Origin of the sequence: Pseudomonas sp. ArH3a (genome assembly GCF_022648765.1) — a bacterium.
Classification (GTDB): domain Bacteria; phylum Pseudomonadota; class Gammaproteobacteria; order Pseudomonadales; family Pseudomonadaceae; genus Aquipseudomonas.
The window spans coordinates 5,745,056-5,760,223 of record NZ_CP080330.1 but is presented as its reverse complement, the minus strand read 5'-3'; the positions used below and the strand labels follow the sequence as shown (position 1 = coordinate 5,760,223).

Sequence of the window (15,168 nt, the reverse complement as noted above, 5' to 3'; positions counted from 1 at the left end):
CTCAGCGCCGCGCGATGTCCGAAAAGTAAAACTTATCCAACGTATGCCGTGATTCGGTGTACTCGAACTGCCGCCCATCCTGCAAAAACGTCTGGTTGCTCACCACGATCACATGGCTTTGGCCATCGAGGTCCAGGTGTGCCTGGTCGTCTTTGCTGCGCGGCAGGGCTTCGATGGTACGTTGGGCGAAGCTGATGTGCAGCTGCAGCGTTTGCTCGATAAACGCGTAGATCGACTGCTCGGCGATGTCGCGGTCAAGGCCTGGGATCAGCTCGGCGACGAAGTGGTTGATGTCGAGGATCACCCGTTTGCCGCCGATGCGCCGTACCCGTTTGATGCGGGTGATCAGGGTGCCGGGTTCGGCTTCGATGTGTTGCAGCAGCGAGCCTTCCAGCGGGAATTGGCTGAAATCGACGACTTCAGTGCGTACGTCATCGCCCAGGTCGGCATGGGTTTCGTGGAAGCTAACGATGCCGCCCAACTGGAACTCGATGGGGTTGGGCGACAACACAAAGGTGCCCTTGCCGTGGATTTTTTGCGCAAACCCGCGTTCCTGCAACTGCTCGATCGCACGACGCACGGTGCCACGGCTGGCTTGGTAGGCGTCCATCAGTTCGGTTTCGGAGGGAAGGCGCGTGCCGCGTTGCAGGCGTTCGGTGGTGATGCTGGCAAGCAGATCCGTATAGATCTGGTTGTATTTGCTCATGGTTTGGCTCTATGCCCGACTTGATGAAGGTGGACTGCGCAGTTCAAGGCAGGAACCTTAGTGGCAGAGGTGAAGTTTGTCCATTGGACCCACATGGAAGAAAGGGAAATATCTGACTCAAAATTCAGAAATATAAACAATTTGTTACTCGTACAGACGAGTTGTTGATTTAACTCGTACAGACGAGTACTTTTGGCCTCGGCGTGCTGCCAATGACTGCCCCCAAATAAAAAAATTAAAGTGGAAACCAAGCATGAGCCACGACTATTCGACTATTGCCCACCAGATTCTCGAGAACCTCGGGGGCCGCGACAACCTTGAGCAAGCTGCCCACTGCGTGACCCGCCTGCGACTGGCGCTCAAGGACCCGAGTCTGGTCAACAGCAGCGCGTTGAACCAGGTCGACCTGGTCAAGGGCTCGTTCTTCACTGGCGGCCTGTTCCAGGTAGTGATCGGCCCAGGCGAGGTGGAAAAGGTCTACGCCGCCCTGCGCGAACAGACCGGCCTTGCCGCCGCCACCATCGCTGACGTGAAGAAGAAGGGCGCTGACAAGACCAACGCCATGCAGCGTCTGGTGCGCGTATTTTCCGATGTGTTCATGCCGATCCTGCCTGCGCTGATCATCGCCGGCCTGCTGATGGGCATAAACAACCTGATGGGCGCCCAGGGCATGTTCATCGAGGGCAAGACGCTGCTGGAGGCGTATCCGAACCTGGATGGCCTGTGGAGCCTGATCAACCTGATGGCCAACACCTCGTTCGTGTTCCTGCCGGCGCTGGTGGGCTGGTCGGCGGCCAAGCGGTTTGGCGGCAGTGAAATCCTCGGCATCGTGCTCGGCCTGATGCTGGTACACCCCGACCTGCTCAATGCCTGGAACTACGGCAAGGCGGTGGCCGGCCTCGACGGCCAGAGCCTGCCGTACTTCGATATTTTCGGCTGGTTCAAGATTGAAAAAGTCGGTTATCAGGGGCAGATCCTGCCGATCCTGATGGCGGCGTATGTGATGAGCGTCATCGAAAAATGGCTGCGGGCCCGCGTGCCTAACGCGATTCAACTGCTGGTGGTGCCGATCACCACCATCGTCGTGACCGGCGTGCTGGCACTGGCGATCATCGGCCCGATCACTCGTCACCTGGGCATCCTGATTACCGAAGGCGTGGTCACCTTGTTTGACCTAGCACCCATGGTCGGCGGTGCGATTTTCGGCCTGCTGTACGCGCCGCTGGTGATCACCGGCATGCACCATATGTTCCTCGCTGTGGACCTGCAGCTCATCTCTACCCAGGGCGGCACCTTTATCTGGCCGATGATCGTCATGTCCAACTTGGCCCAGGGCAGCGCCGCACTTGGCGTGTTCTACATGACCCGCAATGCGCGGGACAAAAGCATGGCCTCGACCTCGGCGATTTCCGCCTACTTCGGCATCACTGAGCCGGCGATGTTTGGCGTGAACCTGCGCTTCAAATTTCCGTTCTACGCCGCCCTGTTGGGGTCGGCACTGGGCAGCATTTTCCTGTCGCTGAACAAGGTGACCGCCTCGGCCATCGGCGTGGGTGGCTTGCCGGCGTTTATCTCAATCCTTCCGCAGTACATCCCGGTTTTTGTCATCGGGATGGTCATCGCGATTGTGGTGCCGTTTGTTCTGACCTGTGCGTTAAGCATGAAAATTGTGCGGCCGGGGTATCGCGTCGCCTGACCGACCGCTTTCGCGAGCAAGCCCGCTCCCACATTTGATCGCATTCCAAGCTGAAGGAGTCTCCATGCAAAACTGGCAACACTCGGTGATCTACCAGATCTACCCTAAAAGCTTCCATAGCCACGCGGGTAACGCCACCGGTGACCTGCTGGGCATCGTGGACAAGCTCGATTACCTCAAGTGGCTGGGCGTGGATTGCCTGTGGATCACCCCGTTCCTGCGCTCGCCGCAACGCGACAACGGCTATGACATCAGCGACTACTACGCCATCGACCCCAGCTACGGCACCATGGCCGACTGCGACCTGCTGATCAGCGAAGCGGCCAAGCGCGGCATCAAGCTGATGCTCGACATTGTGGTCAACCACACTTCCATTGAGCACGAGTGGTTCCAGCAAGCGCGCAGCAGCCTCGACAACCCGTACCGCGACTTCTACATCTGGCGCGACCAGCCGAATAACTGGGAATCCAAGTTCGGCGGTTCGGCCTGGGAATACGAGGCGCAAACCGGCCAGTACTTCCTGCACCTGTTCGACCACACCCAGGCCGACCTGAATTGGGACAACCCCAAGGTGCGCGCCGAAGTGTTCAAGCTGATGCGCTTCTGGCGCGACAAAGGCGTGGGTGGTTTCCGCTTGGACGTGATCAACCTGATTTCCAAACCCGCCGATTTCCCCGAAGACAACACCGACGGCCGCCGCTTCTACACCGACGGCCCGAACGTGCACGAATACCTGCAGGAAATGCACCGCGAAGTCTTCGAGGGGCACGACCTGATCAACGTCGGCGAGATGTCGTCCACCAGCCTGGAACACTGCATTCGCTACTCCAATCCGGCGTCGAAAGAGCTGTCGATGACCTTCAACTTTCATCACCTGAAAGTGGATTACCCGAACCTGCAAAAGTGGGTGAAGGCCGACTTCGATTTCCTGCAACTCAAGCAAATTTTTTCCGACTGGCAACTGGGCATGCAGGCCGGTGGCGGCTGGAACGCGCTGTTCTGGTGTAACCACGACCAGCCGCGGGTGGTTTCGCGTTTTGGTGACGACGGCGAGCACCGTGTGGTCTCGGCCAAGATGCTTGCCACCGCGCTGCACTTCCTCCAAGGCACGCCGTATGTGTACCAGGGCGAAGAGCTGGGCATGACCAATCCGGGCTTCGACAGAATCGAACAGTACCGCGATGTCGAGACCCTGAACATCTTCCGTCTCAAGCGTGATGCGGGTGAATCCGAGGCGTCGAGCATGGCGGCGATCATGCAGAAGTCCCGCGACAACGGCCGCACGCCGATGCAATGGAGCAGCAACGCCAACGCCGGTTTCAGCACGGGTGAACCGTGGATCGGCATCCCGGCGAATGCGCAGCAGATCAACGTCGAGAGCCAACTGGATGACCCAGACTCGGTGTTGCATCACTACCGCGCGCTGATCGCGCTGCGTCGCCTTGAGCCGCTGATCCAGGAAGGCGTTTATCGCCAGTTGCTACAAGACCATCTCCAGGTTTGGGCGTACGTGCGCGAAGGGCAGGGCGAGCGCTTGCTGGTGCTGAATAACTTTTATGCCAAGCCCTGCGAAATCCAACTGCCCCAAGGCGTCATCGACGCGACGAGCGAGCAACGCCTGCTGATCAGCAACTACCCCGACTGCCCGGTGCGTACGCGCACGGTGGTGTTGCGACCTTACGAATCGTTTGTGCTGCACCTCAAGGATTGAGGCCCGCTGTAACCCCCGTATGAGCGTGCGGGGGCGCTTGAAAAAATCATAATAAAAATACCGGAGTGCTTCATGAAAACAACAATAAAGCTGGGCCTCATTGCATCATGTCTTAGCGCACCTTTTGCCGCTCAGGCCCTCGAGTTTGCTGGTTACTTGCGCAGCGGCGCGGGCACTTCAACGGGCAGCGGCAAGCAGCAATGCTTCCAACTGCCGGGGGCGCAATCCAAATACCGCTTGGGCAACGAATGCGAGCAATACGCCGAACTTGAATTGCGCCAGGACCTGCTGACCCTCGACGACGGCTCGGTGCTCAGCGTCGATGCCATGGCATCGCTGTACAACAAGTACGACCGTGCCCTGAAATTCCAGGGCGAAGACAACGGCTCGGCGCGCATGCCGCAGATGTATGCGCAGTGGTCCAACCTGCCCAGCCTCAATGGCGGCTCGGTGTGGGCCGGGCGGCGTTACTACAAACGTAACGACATCCATATCTCCGACTTCTACTACTGGAACCAGAGCGCCACCGGCGGCGGTGTCGAGGACGTAAAAATCGGCGACCTCAAATACAGCTACGCCCTGTCGCGCAAAGACAACCTGTACCAGAAGGAATACGCCACCCGCCACGACTTCAACGTCGCGGGCTTCAAGACCAACCCCGGCGGTGAGCTCGAGTTGGGCTTGAGCTACATTGAAAAAGCCGGCGGGCGTGATGCCAACAGTGGCTGGGCGATCACGGCGCAGCATGTGCAAAAAGCTTTCCTTGGCGGTAAAAACAAATTCGCCTTGCAGTACGGCGAAGGCCCCGGCACCGGCTTGGGCTACACCGGTAATACGGCCCTGGATAACAGCAGCAAAAGCTACCGCGCCGTGGAGTTTTTCGACTGGCAGATCACCCCGCGTTTCGGCGGGCAGGTCGAGGCGGTGTACCAGAAAGACATTCGCCCAGGCAGCCAGGACCAGACCTGGATGTCCATCGGTGTGCGCCCGGCGTATGCCATCAGCGAACAGTTCAAGCTGGTCACCGAACTTGGGCATGATCAGGTCGACGCTGCCGGCGGTACGCGCAAGCTGAGCAAATTTACCTTTGCCCCGACCTGGTCGCCTAAAGGCCCAGATTTCTGGGCACGGCCGGAAGTGCGTTTGTACTACACCTATGCAACCTGGAACGAAGCGGCCAAGCGTGCGGCAAATGAACTGGCGGCGGGCTCGGCGTTGTCCGACACCGGCGCCTACGGCACGGCGCGGCATGGCTCGAACGTGGGTGTGCAGGTCGAATACTGGTGGAAATAAACACGGACTCACTGTGGGAGCTGGCTTGCCTGCGATGCGAGCGACTCGGTTTTTCAGTGACACCGAGGCGATGCTATCGCAGGCAAGCCAGCTCCCACATTGGACCGTTGTTGGCCCTATGATTTTTACAGAACAAAACAGCAGGTGAAGTCATGACCACAACTCAACCCCTGGAACTGCTGGCGCCGCTGTCCGGTGTGCTGCTGGCGCTGGATCAGGTGCCCGACCCGGTGTTCGCCAGTCGCATGATCGGCGACGGCCTGTGCATCGATCCCACCTCGCAGACCCTTTGCGCGCCGTTGGCCGGGGTGATCAGCAGTATCCAGGACAGTGGTCATGCGGTCAGCGTTACCGACGACAACGGCGTCCAGGTGCTGATGCATATCGGCCTGGACACCGTAAACCTGGCGGGCCAGGGCTTCACGCCGCTGGTGAAGGAAGGCCAGCGGGTGGAGGTCGGGCAGCCGCTGATTGAATTCGATGCTGACTACGTGGCGCTCAATGCACGCAGTTTGCTGACCTTGATGTTGGTGGTCAGCGGCGAGCCGTTTACGCTGCTGACGCCGGACGGTGCTCTGGTGGATGTGGGCCAGCCGCTGCTGCGTGTGTCACCTGGCGAAGCGGCTGCAACAGTGGATGAGGAGGAGGGCGATGCACTGTTCTCCAAACCGCTGACCTTGCCCAACGCCAACGGCTTGCACGCGCGTCCTGCGGCGGTGTTTGCCCAGGCGGCGAAGGGGTTCAGCGCGAGCATTTACCTGCACAAGCAAACCCAGAGCGCCAACGCAAAATCCTTGGTGGCGATCATGGCGTTGCAAACCGTGCAGGGCGATTCCTTGCAGGTGAGCGCGGCCGGCGACGATGCCGAAGCGGCAATCAACGCGCTGGTGGCGCTGTTGGCCGAGGGCTGTGGCGAGACAATCGCGCCAACGCGTGAAGTGGTCAAACCTGTCGCGCCGGTATCGTCGGCCACCTTGTTGCGCGGCGTGTGTGCGTCGCCGGGTTCGGCGTTTGGCCAGGTGGTGCAAGTGGCTGAGCCGGAACTGAACATTACCGAAGCCGGGAGTGGCGAGGCGATTGAGCGTGCCGCACTGGCGCGTGGCCTGTTGGCGGCCGCCGAGGCGCTGCAAGCCTTGCAAGCCAAAGCGGCCGGCAGTGCCCAGGCGGAGATTTTTCGCGCCCATCAAGAACTGCTCGAAGATCCAACCTTGCTCGAGCAAGCCCATGCCCAGTTGGCTAATGGCAAAAGTGCTGCTTTTGCCTGGAACCGGGCCACGGTGACCACTGCCACCTTGTTCCAGGGCCTGGGCAATGCACTGCTCGCCGAACGTGCGGCGGACTTGGCCGATGTGGGCCAGCGCGTGCTCAAACTGATCCTCGGTATCCAGGACCGGGCATGGGATTTACCCGAGCAGGCCATCCTGATCGCCGAGCAACTGACCCCGTCGCAAACCGCCAGCCTGGATACGCGCAAGGTGCTGGGGTTTGTCACCGTCGGCGGCGGGGCGACCAGCCATGTCGCGATCCTCGCTCGCGCGCTCGGCCTGCCGGCGATTTGCGGTGTGCCGGTGCACGTGCTGACGCTGGCCAATGGCAAACAAGTCCTGCTCGACGCCGACAAAGGTGAGCTGCACCTGGTGCCGGACCTGGCTGAAATCGAAAAACTGCAGGCTGCCCGCTATCAGCAAATGCAGCGCCGTCAGCGTGAAGTGGCGCAAGCCGCCTTGCCGGCCACCACCCGCGACGGCCATCACGTCGAGGTCACGGCCAACGTCGCGTCGTTGCAGGAGGTCGAGCAATCCCTGGCCTTGGGCGGTGAAGGCGTCGGCCTGTTGCGTTCGGAGTTCCTCTACCTGGACCGCAACCGCGCACCCAGCCCCGAGGAGCAGGCCGGCACTTACACCGCCATCGCCCGCGCCCTGGGCACCGAGCGTAATTTGGTGGTGCGCACCCTGGACGTCGGTGGCGACAAGCCGTTGGCCTATGTACCGATGGAAAGCGAAACCAACCCGTTCCTCGGCTTGCGCGGTATTCGCCTGTGCCTGGAGCGCCCGGAGCTGCTGCGCGAACAGTTCCGCGCGATCCTCGCCAGCGCCGGTTTCGCACGGCTGCATATCATGTTGCCGATGGTCAGCCTGTTGTCGGAGCTGCACCTGGCGCGCAAGATTCTTGAGGAGGAAGCGCTGGCGCTGGGGCTCAAGGAACTGCCAAAGCTGGGGATCATGATCGAGGTGCCGTCTGCGGCGCTGATGGCCGACGTTTTTGCCCCGCATGTGGATTTCTTCTCCATTGGCACCAATGACCTGACCCAATACACCCTGGCCATGGACCGTGACCATCCACGTTTGGCGAGCCAGGCCGACAGCTTTCACCCGTCGGTACTGCGCCTGATTGCCACCACCGTCAAGGCCGCGCATGCCCATGGCAAGTGGGTCGGTGTGTGTGGTGCGCTGGCGTCCGAAGCGCTGGCGGTGCCGGTGTTGATCGGGCTCGGCGTGGATGAATTGTCGGTCAGCGTGCCGCTGATCCCGACCATCAAGGCCACCGTGCGTGAGCTGGACCTGGCCGACTGCCAGAGCATCGCCCGCCAGGTGCTGGGCTTGGAAGAAGCCGCCCAAGTACGCGAGGCCCTGCGCCTGTACCACGCGGCCACTGTTGAAACCTCACCTGTTGTGGAGCACTGAGCATGTTCGAGAAATTGCAGCGGGCGTTCTGGAAAGCCCTGACCCCGGACTTGATTGCCGAGACGGCGGTGACGGCGACCCCGAGTCTGTTGTCGGCCGATGTACTGAAGGCATTGGGCGGCGCGGATAACCTCAAGTCACAACAACGCGTGGCGCTGACGCGGGTGCGTGTGCAATTGCAGGATGCGGGGCGGTTGGATGAACCGGCACTCAAGGCGGCGGGTGTGCCGGGTGTGATGGTCTTGACCGGTGGGGTCGTTCATTTGATCACCGGTCTCTAAGCCAAGAGCAGATCTATATGTGGGAGCGGGCTTGCTCGCGAAGAGGGAGTGTCAGTCACCAGATGTATCGACTGACCCACCGCTTTCGCGAGCAAGCCCGCTCCCACATTAGTTTTGTGATGTTTGGGAGAGCGCTACAGCTTCGGGTTATCTTCCGGCGGCTTGGTCTTATCCACACCCGGCACATGCAAGTTGCCTTCGACCACCTGGTTGCCTTCCAGCTGCGGCTGGGTCACCCAGGTGAGGATGTCGTAGTAACGCCGGATGTTCGCCACAAAGTGCACCGGCTCGCCGCCGCGCGCATAGCCGTAACGGGTCTTGCTGTACCACTGCTTCTGCGACAGGCGCGGCAACATCTTCTTAACGTCTAGCCACTTGTTCGGGTTCAGGCCATCCTTCTTCGCCAACGTGCGTGCGTCTTCCAGATGGCCGGTGCCGACGTTGTAGGCGGCGAGGGCGAACCAGGTGCGATCCGGCTCGGCGATGCTATCGTCCAGCTCATCCTTGATCTTGGCCAGGTATTTGGCGCCGCCCATGATGCTTTGCTTAGCATCCAGGCGGTTGGACACGCCCATCGCCTGGGCGGTGTTCTGGGTCAGCATCATCAGGCCGCGCACGCCGGTCTTGGAGGTGACGGTCGGTTGCCACAGCGATTCCTGATAGCCGATGGCTGCTAATAGGCGCCAATCGACTTTTTCTTTCTTGGCGTAGGCCCGGAAGTCCTTCTCGTATTTGGGCAAGCGTTGCTGCAAGTGCTGGGCAAAGGTGTAGGCGCCGACATAACCGAGTACATCCACGTGCCCGTAATAGCGGTCTTTAAGGCGCTGCAGGGTGCCGTTCTTCTCGACCTTGTCCAGGTAGCTGTTGATCTCGTTGAGCAGGCTGTTGTCGTCACCGGCCGCCACGGCCCAGCTCTGATTGCTGGCATTGCCGAGGTCGAAGGCCACGCGCACGTTGGGGAAGTACACCTGGTTCATCGCGACTTCGTTGGAGTCCACTAGGGTCAGGTCGATTTGACCCTCGTCGACCATGCGCAGTAGGTCGACCACCTCAACGGCGTCGGATTCTTCGTATTCAATCGCAGGGTTCTGCTTTTTAAGCGCCGCCAATTGCTCGGCGTGGATGCTGCCCTTGAGCACCATGATCTTCTTGCCCACCAAGTCTGCCGGAGCAGTAGGCCGGGACTGGCCATTGCGGTAGATGATCTGCGGGGTCACTTCCAGGTAAGGATGGGAGAAACGCACCTGCTGCTTGCGCTGCTCGCTGCTGACCAGGCCGGCGGCAGCCAGAACCGGGCCGTTGGGTTTACCCAATTGGCCGAACAGGTCATCGAGGTTGTCGGCCGTCTCGATTTCCAGCTTAACGCCCAGGTCGTCGGCAAAGCGCTTGACCAGTTCGTATTCGAAACCGGTTTCACCGTTGCGGTCCTGGAAATAAGTAGCGGGGCTGTTCCGGGTAATCACCCGCAATACGCCATCCTCCTTGATTCGCTCGAGCGTGCTGGGTTTATCAACACAGGCGCTGAGCATCAGGAAGAGTCCGGTTGCGATAAGCCATTTGGCGCATCGCGGGCGCAAAGCAGTAGGGGAGAACATCTGCGCAGTATACGCAAACGGCCCACGGCGCCATATCTCGACAGCAGGGGACTTGTCTGCTAGCACCCTCAAAACTGGGCTGCAGCCCGCAGAAACGCGGGTTGGCGAGGGTTTATGACGGTTAAAATAACTGCGCGCCAACCCTTGGAAAACGCCCCGATACCGTGCAAACCCTGCCAACTGACGTTCGGCAGCGGTCAGCCGTGCCGTTTCGGGTGCCGTTGGCGACGGTTTACGCTAGAATGCACGGCCTCAAAGCACACCCCTTCCCGAGGCTGTCCCGAAGATGTTGATCCTGCGCGGCGCTCCTGCCCTTTCTGCCTTTCGCCACAGCAAACTCCTTGAGCAACTGAGCCAAAAGGTTCCAACGGTTACAGGCTTGTATGCTGAATTTGCTCACTTCGCCGACGTTACCGGCGTGTTGACCGCCGACGAACAGCAAGTGCTGGCACGCCTTCTGAAGTACGGCCCAAGCGTTCCCGTTCAAGAGCCTAACGGCCGCTTGTTCCTGGTTCTGCCACGGTTCGGCACCATCTCGCCCTGGTCGAGCAAGGCCAGTGATATCGCCCGCAACTGTGGCCTGGAAAAAATCCAGCGCCTGGAGCGCGGTATCGCTTTCTACGTCGCTGGCCAGTTCAGCGATGCCGAAGCCGAGCTGATCGCCAGCAGCCTGCACGACCGCATGACCCAGATCATCGTCAGCCAGCTGGAACAGGCTGCCGGCCTGTTCAGCCATGCCGAGCCCAAACCGCTGACCGCGATTGATGTGCTTGGCGGTGGCCGCGCCGCCCTCGAGAAGGCCAACACCGAACTGGGCCTGGCCCTGGCTGAAGACGAGATCGACTACCTGGTCAACGCCTTCACCGGCCTTGCGCGCAACCCGCATGACATCGAGCTTATGATGTTTGCGCAGGCCAACTCCGAGCACTGCCGTCACAAGATCTTCAACGCCAGTTGGGATATCGACGGCCAGAGCCAGGAAAAAAGCCTGTTCGGCATGATCAAGAACACCTACGTGATGCACAGCGAAGGCGTTCTGTCGGCTTATAAAGACAACGCCTCGGTGATCGTCGGCTCCGTCGCCGGCCGTTTCTTCCCGGACCCTGAAACCCGCCAGTACGGCGCGGTGCAGGAGCCGGTGCACATCCTGATGAAGGTTGAAACCCACAACCACCCGACCGCGATTGCCCCGTTCCCGGGCGCAGCCACCGGTTCCGGCGGTGAGATCCGCGACGAAGGTGCGACCGGCCGTGGCGCCAAGCCAAAGGCTGGCCTGACCGGTTTCACCGTGTCCAACCTGCAGATCCCGGGCTTCGAACAGCCGTGGGAAGTGCCGTACGGCAAGCCTGAGCGCATCGTTACCGCGCTGGACATCATGATCGAAGGCCCGCTGGGCGGCGCCGCGTTCAACAATGAGTTCGGCCGCCCGGCGCTGACCGGCTATTTCCGTACCTTTGAACAATCCATCACCACCCCGCGTGGCGATGAAGTGCGCGGCTACCATAAGCCGATCATGTTGGCCGGCGGCATGGGCAACATCCGTGAAGAACACGTCAAGAAAGGCGAGATTCTGGTCGGCTCCAAGCTGATCGTGCTCGGCGGCCCGGCGATGTTGATCGGCCTGGGCGGCGGCGCAGCCTCTTCCATGGCCACCGGTACCAGCTCGGCTGACCTGGACTTCGCTTCCGTACAGCGCGAAAACCCTGAAATGGAACGCCGTTGCCAGGAAGTTATCGACCGTTGCTGGCAGTTGGGTGACAAGAACCCGATCAGCTTCATCCACGACGTCGGCGCGGGTGGTTTGTCCAACGCCTTCCCGGAACTGGTCAACGATGGCGAGCGCGGTGGTCGTTTCGAACTGCGCAACATTCCAAACGACGAGCCGGGCATGGCCCCGCACGAGATCTGGAGTAACGAATCCCAGGAACGCTACGTTCTGGCCGTTGGCCCTGAAGACTTCGCGCGCTTCCAGGCCATCTGCGAACGCGAGCGTTGCCCGTTTGCCGTGGTTGGCGAAGCCACGGCTGAGCCGCAGCTGACGGTTACCGACAGCCACTACGGCAACAGCCCGGTCGACATGCCACTGGAAGTGCTGCTGGGCAAAGCCCCGCGCATGCACCGTTCGGCGGTACGTGAAGCCGAGCTGGGCGATGATTTCGACCCAAGCGCACTGGAATTGGCCGACAGCATCGAACGCGTGCTGCACCACCCGGCGGTTGCCAGCAAAAGCTTCCTGATCACCATCGGCGACCGCACCATCACCGGCCTGGTTGCCCGTGACCAAATGGTTGGCCCATGGCAAGTGCCGGTGGCCGACGTTGCCGTCACCGCCACCAGCTTCGATGTGTACACCGGTGAAGCCATGGCGATGGGCGAGCGCACGCCGCTGGCCCTGCTGGACGCTCCGGCGTCGGGCCGCATGGCCATTGGTGAAACGCTCACCAACATCGCCGCGTCGCGCATCGGCAAGCTGTCCGACATCAAACTGTCGGCCAACTGGATGTCCGCTGCCGGCCACCCGGGTGAAGACGCGCGCCTGTACGACACCGTCAAGGCTGTCGGCATGGAACTGTGCCCGGAACTGGGCATCACCATTCCGGTGGGCAAGGACTCGATGTCCATGGCCACCCGTTGGAACGAAGACGGCACCGACAAGAGCGTTACCTCGCCGCTGTCGCTGATCGTCACCGGTTTCGCACCGGTCACTGACATTCGCCAGACCCTGACCCCGCAACTGCGCATGGACAAGGGCACCACCGATCTGATCCTGATCGACCTGGGCCGTGGCCAGAACCGCATGGGCGCCTCGATCCTCGCGCAAACCCACGGCAAGCTCGGCAAGCACGCGCCGGACGTGGATGACGCCGAAGACCTGAAAGCCTTCTTCGCCGTGATCCAGGGCCTGAATGCCGACGGCCACCTGCTGGCATACCACGACCGTTCCGATGGCGGCTTGCTGACCAGCGTTGTAGAGATGGCGTTTGCCGGTCACTGCGGCCTGAACATCGTGCTCGACAGCGTTGCCGAGGATGCTCGCGAAATCAACGGCATCCTGTTCAACGAAGAGTTGGGCGCCGTGATCCAGGTTCGTCAGGACGCTACCCCAGACGTACTCGCACAGTTCAGCGCTGCTGGCCTGGACGACTGCGTGGCGGTGATCGGCCAGCCGATCAACAACGGTGAAATCAATATCTCCTTTAATGGCGATACGGTGTTTGCCGGCCAGCGCCGCTTGCTGCAGCGCCAGTGGGCTGAGACCAGCTACCAGATCCAACGCCTGCGTGACAACGCCGACTGCGCCGAGCAGGAATTCGACGTGATCCTGGAAGAAGACAACCCGGGCCTGAGCACCAAGCTCAGCTTCGACGTCAACCAGGACATCGCCGCGCCTTACATCAAAAAAGGCATTCGCCCACAAGTGGCGGTACTGCGTGAGCAGGGCGTCAACGGCCAGGTGGAAATGGCGGCTGCGTTCGACCGTGCCGGCTTTAATGCGATCGACGTGCACATGAGCGACATCCTCGCCGGTCGCGTTGACCTCAACGAGTTCAAAGGCCTGGTGGCCTGCGGCGGTTTCTCCTACGGCGACGTGCTGGGTGCCGGTGAAGGCTGGGCCAAGTCGGCCCTGTTTAACAGCCGTGCCCGTGATGCGTTCCAAGGTTTCTTCGAGCGCAACGACAGCTTCACCCTGGGTGTGTGCAACGGTTGCCAGATGATGTCCAACCTCAGCGAACTGATCCCAGGCAGCGAGTTCTGGCCGCACTTTGTGCGTAACCGTTCCGAGCAGTTCGAAGCCCGTGTCGCCATGGTGCAGGTGCAGGAATCCAACTCGATCTTCCTGCAAGGCATGGCCGGTTCGCGCATGCCAATCGCCATCGCCCACGGTGAAGGCCATGCCGAGTTCGAAAGCGAAGAAGCCCTGCTCGAAGCTGACCTGTCCGGCTGCGTGTCGATGCGTTTCGTCGACAACCACGGCAAGGTCACCGAAAGCTACCCGGCCAACCCGAACGGCTCGCCGCGCGGGATCACCGGCCTTACCAGCCGCGACGGCCGCGTGACCATCATGATGCCGCACCCGGAGCGTGTATTCCGCGCTGTGCAGAACTCATGGCGCCCGGAAGAGTGGAACGAAGACGGCGCCTGGATGCGCATGTTCCGCAACGCGCGCGTGTGGGTGAACTAAGGCGGTGTACAAGCTCAGCTTCTTTGTGCCCGATAGCTTTGTTGAGACGGTGAAAACCGCCGTCTTCGCAGCAGGCGGCGGGCGCATCGGCCACTACGACAGCTGCGCCTGGCAAGTGCTGGGCCAGGGCCAATTTCGCGCATTGGACGGCAGTCAGCCGTTTATCGGGCAAGTCGGCCAGGTTGAAGTGGTGGAAGAATGGAAAGTTGAGCTGGTGGTGGCGGATGAGTTGATCGTGGCGGTTGTAGCTGCGTTGAAACTCAGCCATCCCTACGAGACACCGGCGTATGAGGTGTGGCAGCTGGCGGATTTTTGATCCGACGGCGGTGAAACGAGAAACCCGCTGGGCCTTCACGGACAGCGGGTTTTTTGTGCCTGGAAAACAGAAACCCCCTACAGAGGCTAAGTCGCCAGCGACGGTAGTGTGCCGCGCAGGTGCTTCGAGACAGCGCATCCGCATCGGCGGGCGCGTGGATGTCTCGGGCTTAGACCCAGTCGAGAAGGTGTTCCTACATGAAGAAAAACCAGTGGATCGCAGGCAGTGCTCTGGCGGCAATGTTGATTGGAGCCGGTGGCGCGTGGGCCGGCAAACCCGAGGTTAAGGCCAAGGGTAACGTCCAGTTCTATGATTCAGGGCGTTTCGACCTGCCATTCTCCGATGGCGTACGTGTAGGCAATGTGTTTTACACCGCCGGGGAAATCGGCGACGCGCACGGTTCCGACAAAGTGGTGTCAGGCGGTATCGTGCCGGAATCCCGGCAGGCCCTGGAAAACATCAAGACCACGCTTAAGGCCAACGGCTATGAGCTGAAGGATGTGGTCAAGTGCACGGTTTTTCTGGCCGACATCAAGGAATGGCCAGCCTTTAACGAAGTGTACAAAGAGTATTTCAAAAAGCCCTACCCGGCGCGCAGCGCGTTCGGTGGTACCGAACTGGCCTGGAATGCCCGGATGGAAATCGAGTGCATCGCGGCGAAGTGATGCAGCTGGGTTGTTGATCCGCCGGTTGTGAATAAAAG

At 60.7% G+C, this 15,168-nt stretch carries 10 protein-coding genes; 8 read left to right on the top strand and 2 right to left on the bottom strand.

Annotated features, from left to right (window positions below; translation table 11 throughout):
• Position 1: 1 nt before the first annotated feature.
• Positions 2-706, bottom strand: a complete 705-nt coding sequence (gene treR, locus K0P33_RS26395; RefSeq protein WP_094949447.1) for a trehalose operon repressor — start codon at positions 704-706, stop codon at positions 2-4.
• A gap of 253 nt (positions 707-959) precedes the next feature.
• Here treR and treP point away from each other — a divergent pair, with 253 nt between their 5' ends.
• The 5 genes from treP (at position 960) to K0P33_RS26370 (ending at position 8,371) form a co-directional block, all read left to right on the top strand.
• On the top strand, positions 960-2,402 hold the full coding sequence (gene treP / locus K0P33_RS26390) for a PTS system trehalose-specific EIIBC component (RefSeq protein ID WP_094949448.1): 1,443 nt from the start codon (positions 960-962) through the stop codon (positions 2,400-2,402).
• A gap of 64 nt (positions 2,403-2,466) precedes the next feature.
• On the top strand, positions 2,467-4,113 hold the full coding sequence (gene treC, locus K0P33_RS26385) for an alpha,alpha-phosphotrehalase (RefSeq protein WP_094949449.1): 1,647 nt from the start codon (positions 2,467-2,469) through the stop codon (positions 4,111-4,113).
• A gap of 72 nt (positions 4,114-4,185) precedes the next feature.
• Positions 4,186-5,406, top strand: coding sequence for a carbohydrate porin (locus tag K0P33_RS26380; protein WP_094949450.1), 1,221 nt, complete (start codon positions 4,186-4,188; stop codon positions 5,404-5,406).
• A 152-nt stretch (positions 5,407-5,558) separates the two neighbouring features.
• Entirely contained in the window at positions 5,559-8,090 is a 2,532-nt protein-coding gene (gene ptsP, locus K0P33_RS26375; protein ID WP_242152382.1) for a phosphoenolpyruvate--protein phosphotransferase, read from the top strand.
• Positions 8,091-8,092: 2 nt separating this feature from the next.
• Positions 8,093-8,371 carry a PTS transporter subunit EIIB gene (locus K0P33_RS26370; protein WP_242152378.1) on the top strand — a complete coding sequence of 93 codons (279 nt, stop codon included), beginning with the start codon at positions 8,093-8,095 and terminating at the stop codon, positions 8,369-8,371.
• A 134-nt stretch (positions 8,372-8,505) separates the two neighbouring features.
• Here K0P33_RS26370 and mltF read toward each other — a convergent pair whose 3' ends face one another.
• Positions 8,506-9,966, bottom strand: coding sequence for a membrane-bound lytic murein transglycosylase MltF (mltF, locus tag K0P33_RS26365; RefSeq protein WP_094949453.1), 1,461 nt, complete (start codon positions 9,964-9,966; stop codon positions 8,506-8,508).
• Positions 9,967-10,252: 286 nt separating this feature from the next.
• Between mltF and purL the strand changes: the two genes are divergently transcribed.
• From purL to K0P33_RS26350, 3 genes are all read left to right on the top strand, one after another.
• Positions 10,253-14,149 carry a phosphoribosylformylglycinamidine synthase gene (purL, locus tag K0P33_RS26360; RefSeq protein WP_242152375.1) on the top strand — a complete coding sequence of 1,299 codons (3,897 nt, stop codon included), beginning with the start codon at positions 10,253-10,255 and terminating at the stop codon, positions 14,147-14,149.
• A 4-nt stretch (positions 14,150-14,153) separates the two neighbouring features.
• Positions 14,154-14,465, top strand: coding sequence for an NGG1p interacting factor NIF3 (locus K0P33_RS26355; RefSeq protein ID WP_242152373.1), 312 nt, complete (start codon positions 14,154-14,156; stop codon positions 14,463-14,465).
• A gap of 197 nt (positions 14,466-14,662) precedes the next feature.
• Positions 14,663-15,130 (top strand): Rid family hydrolase, encoded by a 468-nt coding sequence (locus tag K0P33_RS26350; RefSeq protein WP_242152370.1) that lies wholly within the window; start codon positions 14,663-14,665, stop codon positions 15,128-15,130.
• The last annotated feature ends 38 nt before the right edge of the window (positions 15,131-15,168 follow it).

Coding starts and splice junctions, on each gene's coding strand:
- treR (WP_094949447.1), bottom strand. CDS start 706: ATGAGCAAATACAACCAGATCTATACGGATCTGCTTGCCAGCATCACC.
- treP (WP_094949448.1), top strand. CDS start 960: ATGAGCCACGACTATTCGACTATTGCCCACCAGATTCTCGAGAACCTC.
- treC (WP_094949449.1), top strand. CDS start 2,467: ATGCAAAACTGGCAACACTCGGTGATCTACCAGATCTACCCTAAAAGC.
- K0P33_RS26380 (WP_094949450.1), top strand. CDS start 4,186: ATGAAAACAACAATAAAGCTGGGCCTCATTGCATCATGTCTTAGCGCA.
- ptsP (WP_242152382.1), top strand. CDS start 5,559: ATGACCACAACTCAACCCCTGGAACTGCTGGCGCCGCTGTCCGGTGTG.
- K0P33_RS26370 (WP_242152378.1), top strand. CDS start 8,093: ATGTTCGAGAAATTGCAGCGGGCGTTCTGGAAAGCCCTGACCCCGGAC.
- mltF (WP_094949453.1), bottom strand. CDS start 9,966: ATGTTCTCCCCTACTGCTTTGCGCCCGCGATGCGCCAAATGGCTTATC.
- purL (WP_242152375.1), top strand. CDS start 10,253: ATGTTGATCCTGCGCGGCGCTCCTGCCCTTTCTGCCTTTCGCCACAGC.
- K0P33_RS26350 (WP_242152370.1), top strand. CDS start 14,663: ATGAAGAAAAACCAGTGGATCGCAGGCAGTGCTCTGGCGGCAATGTTG.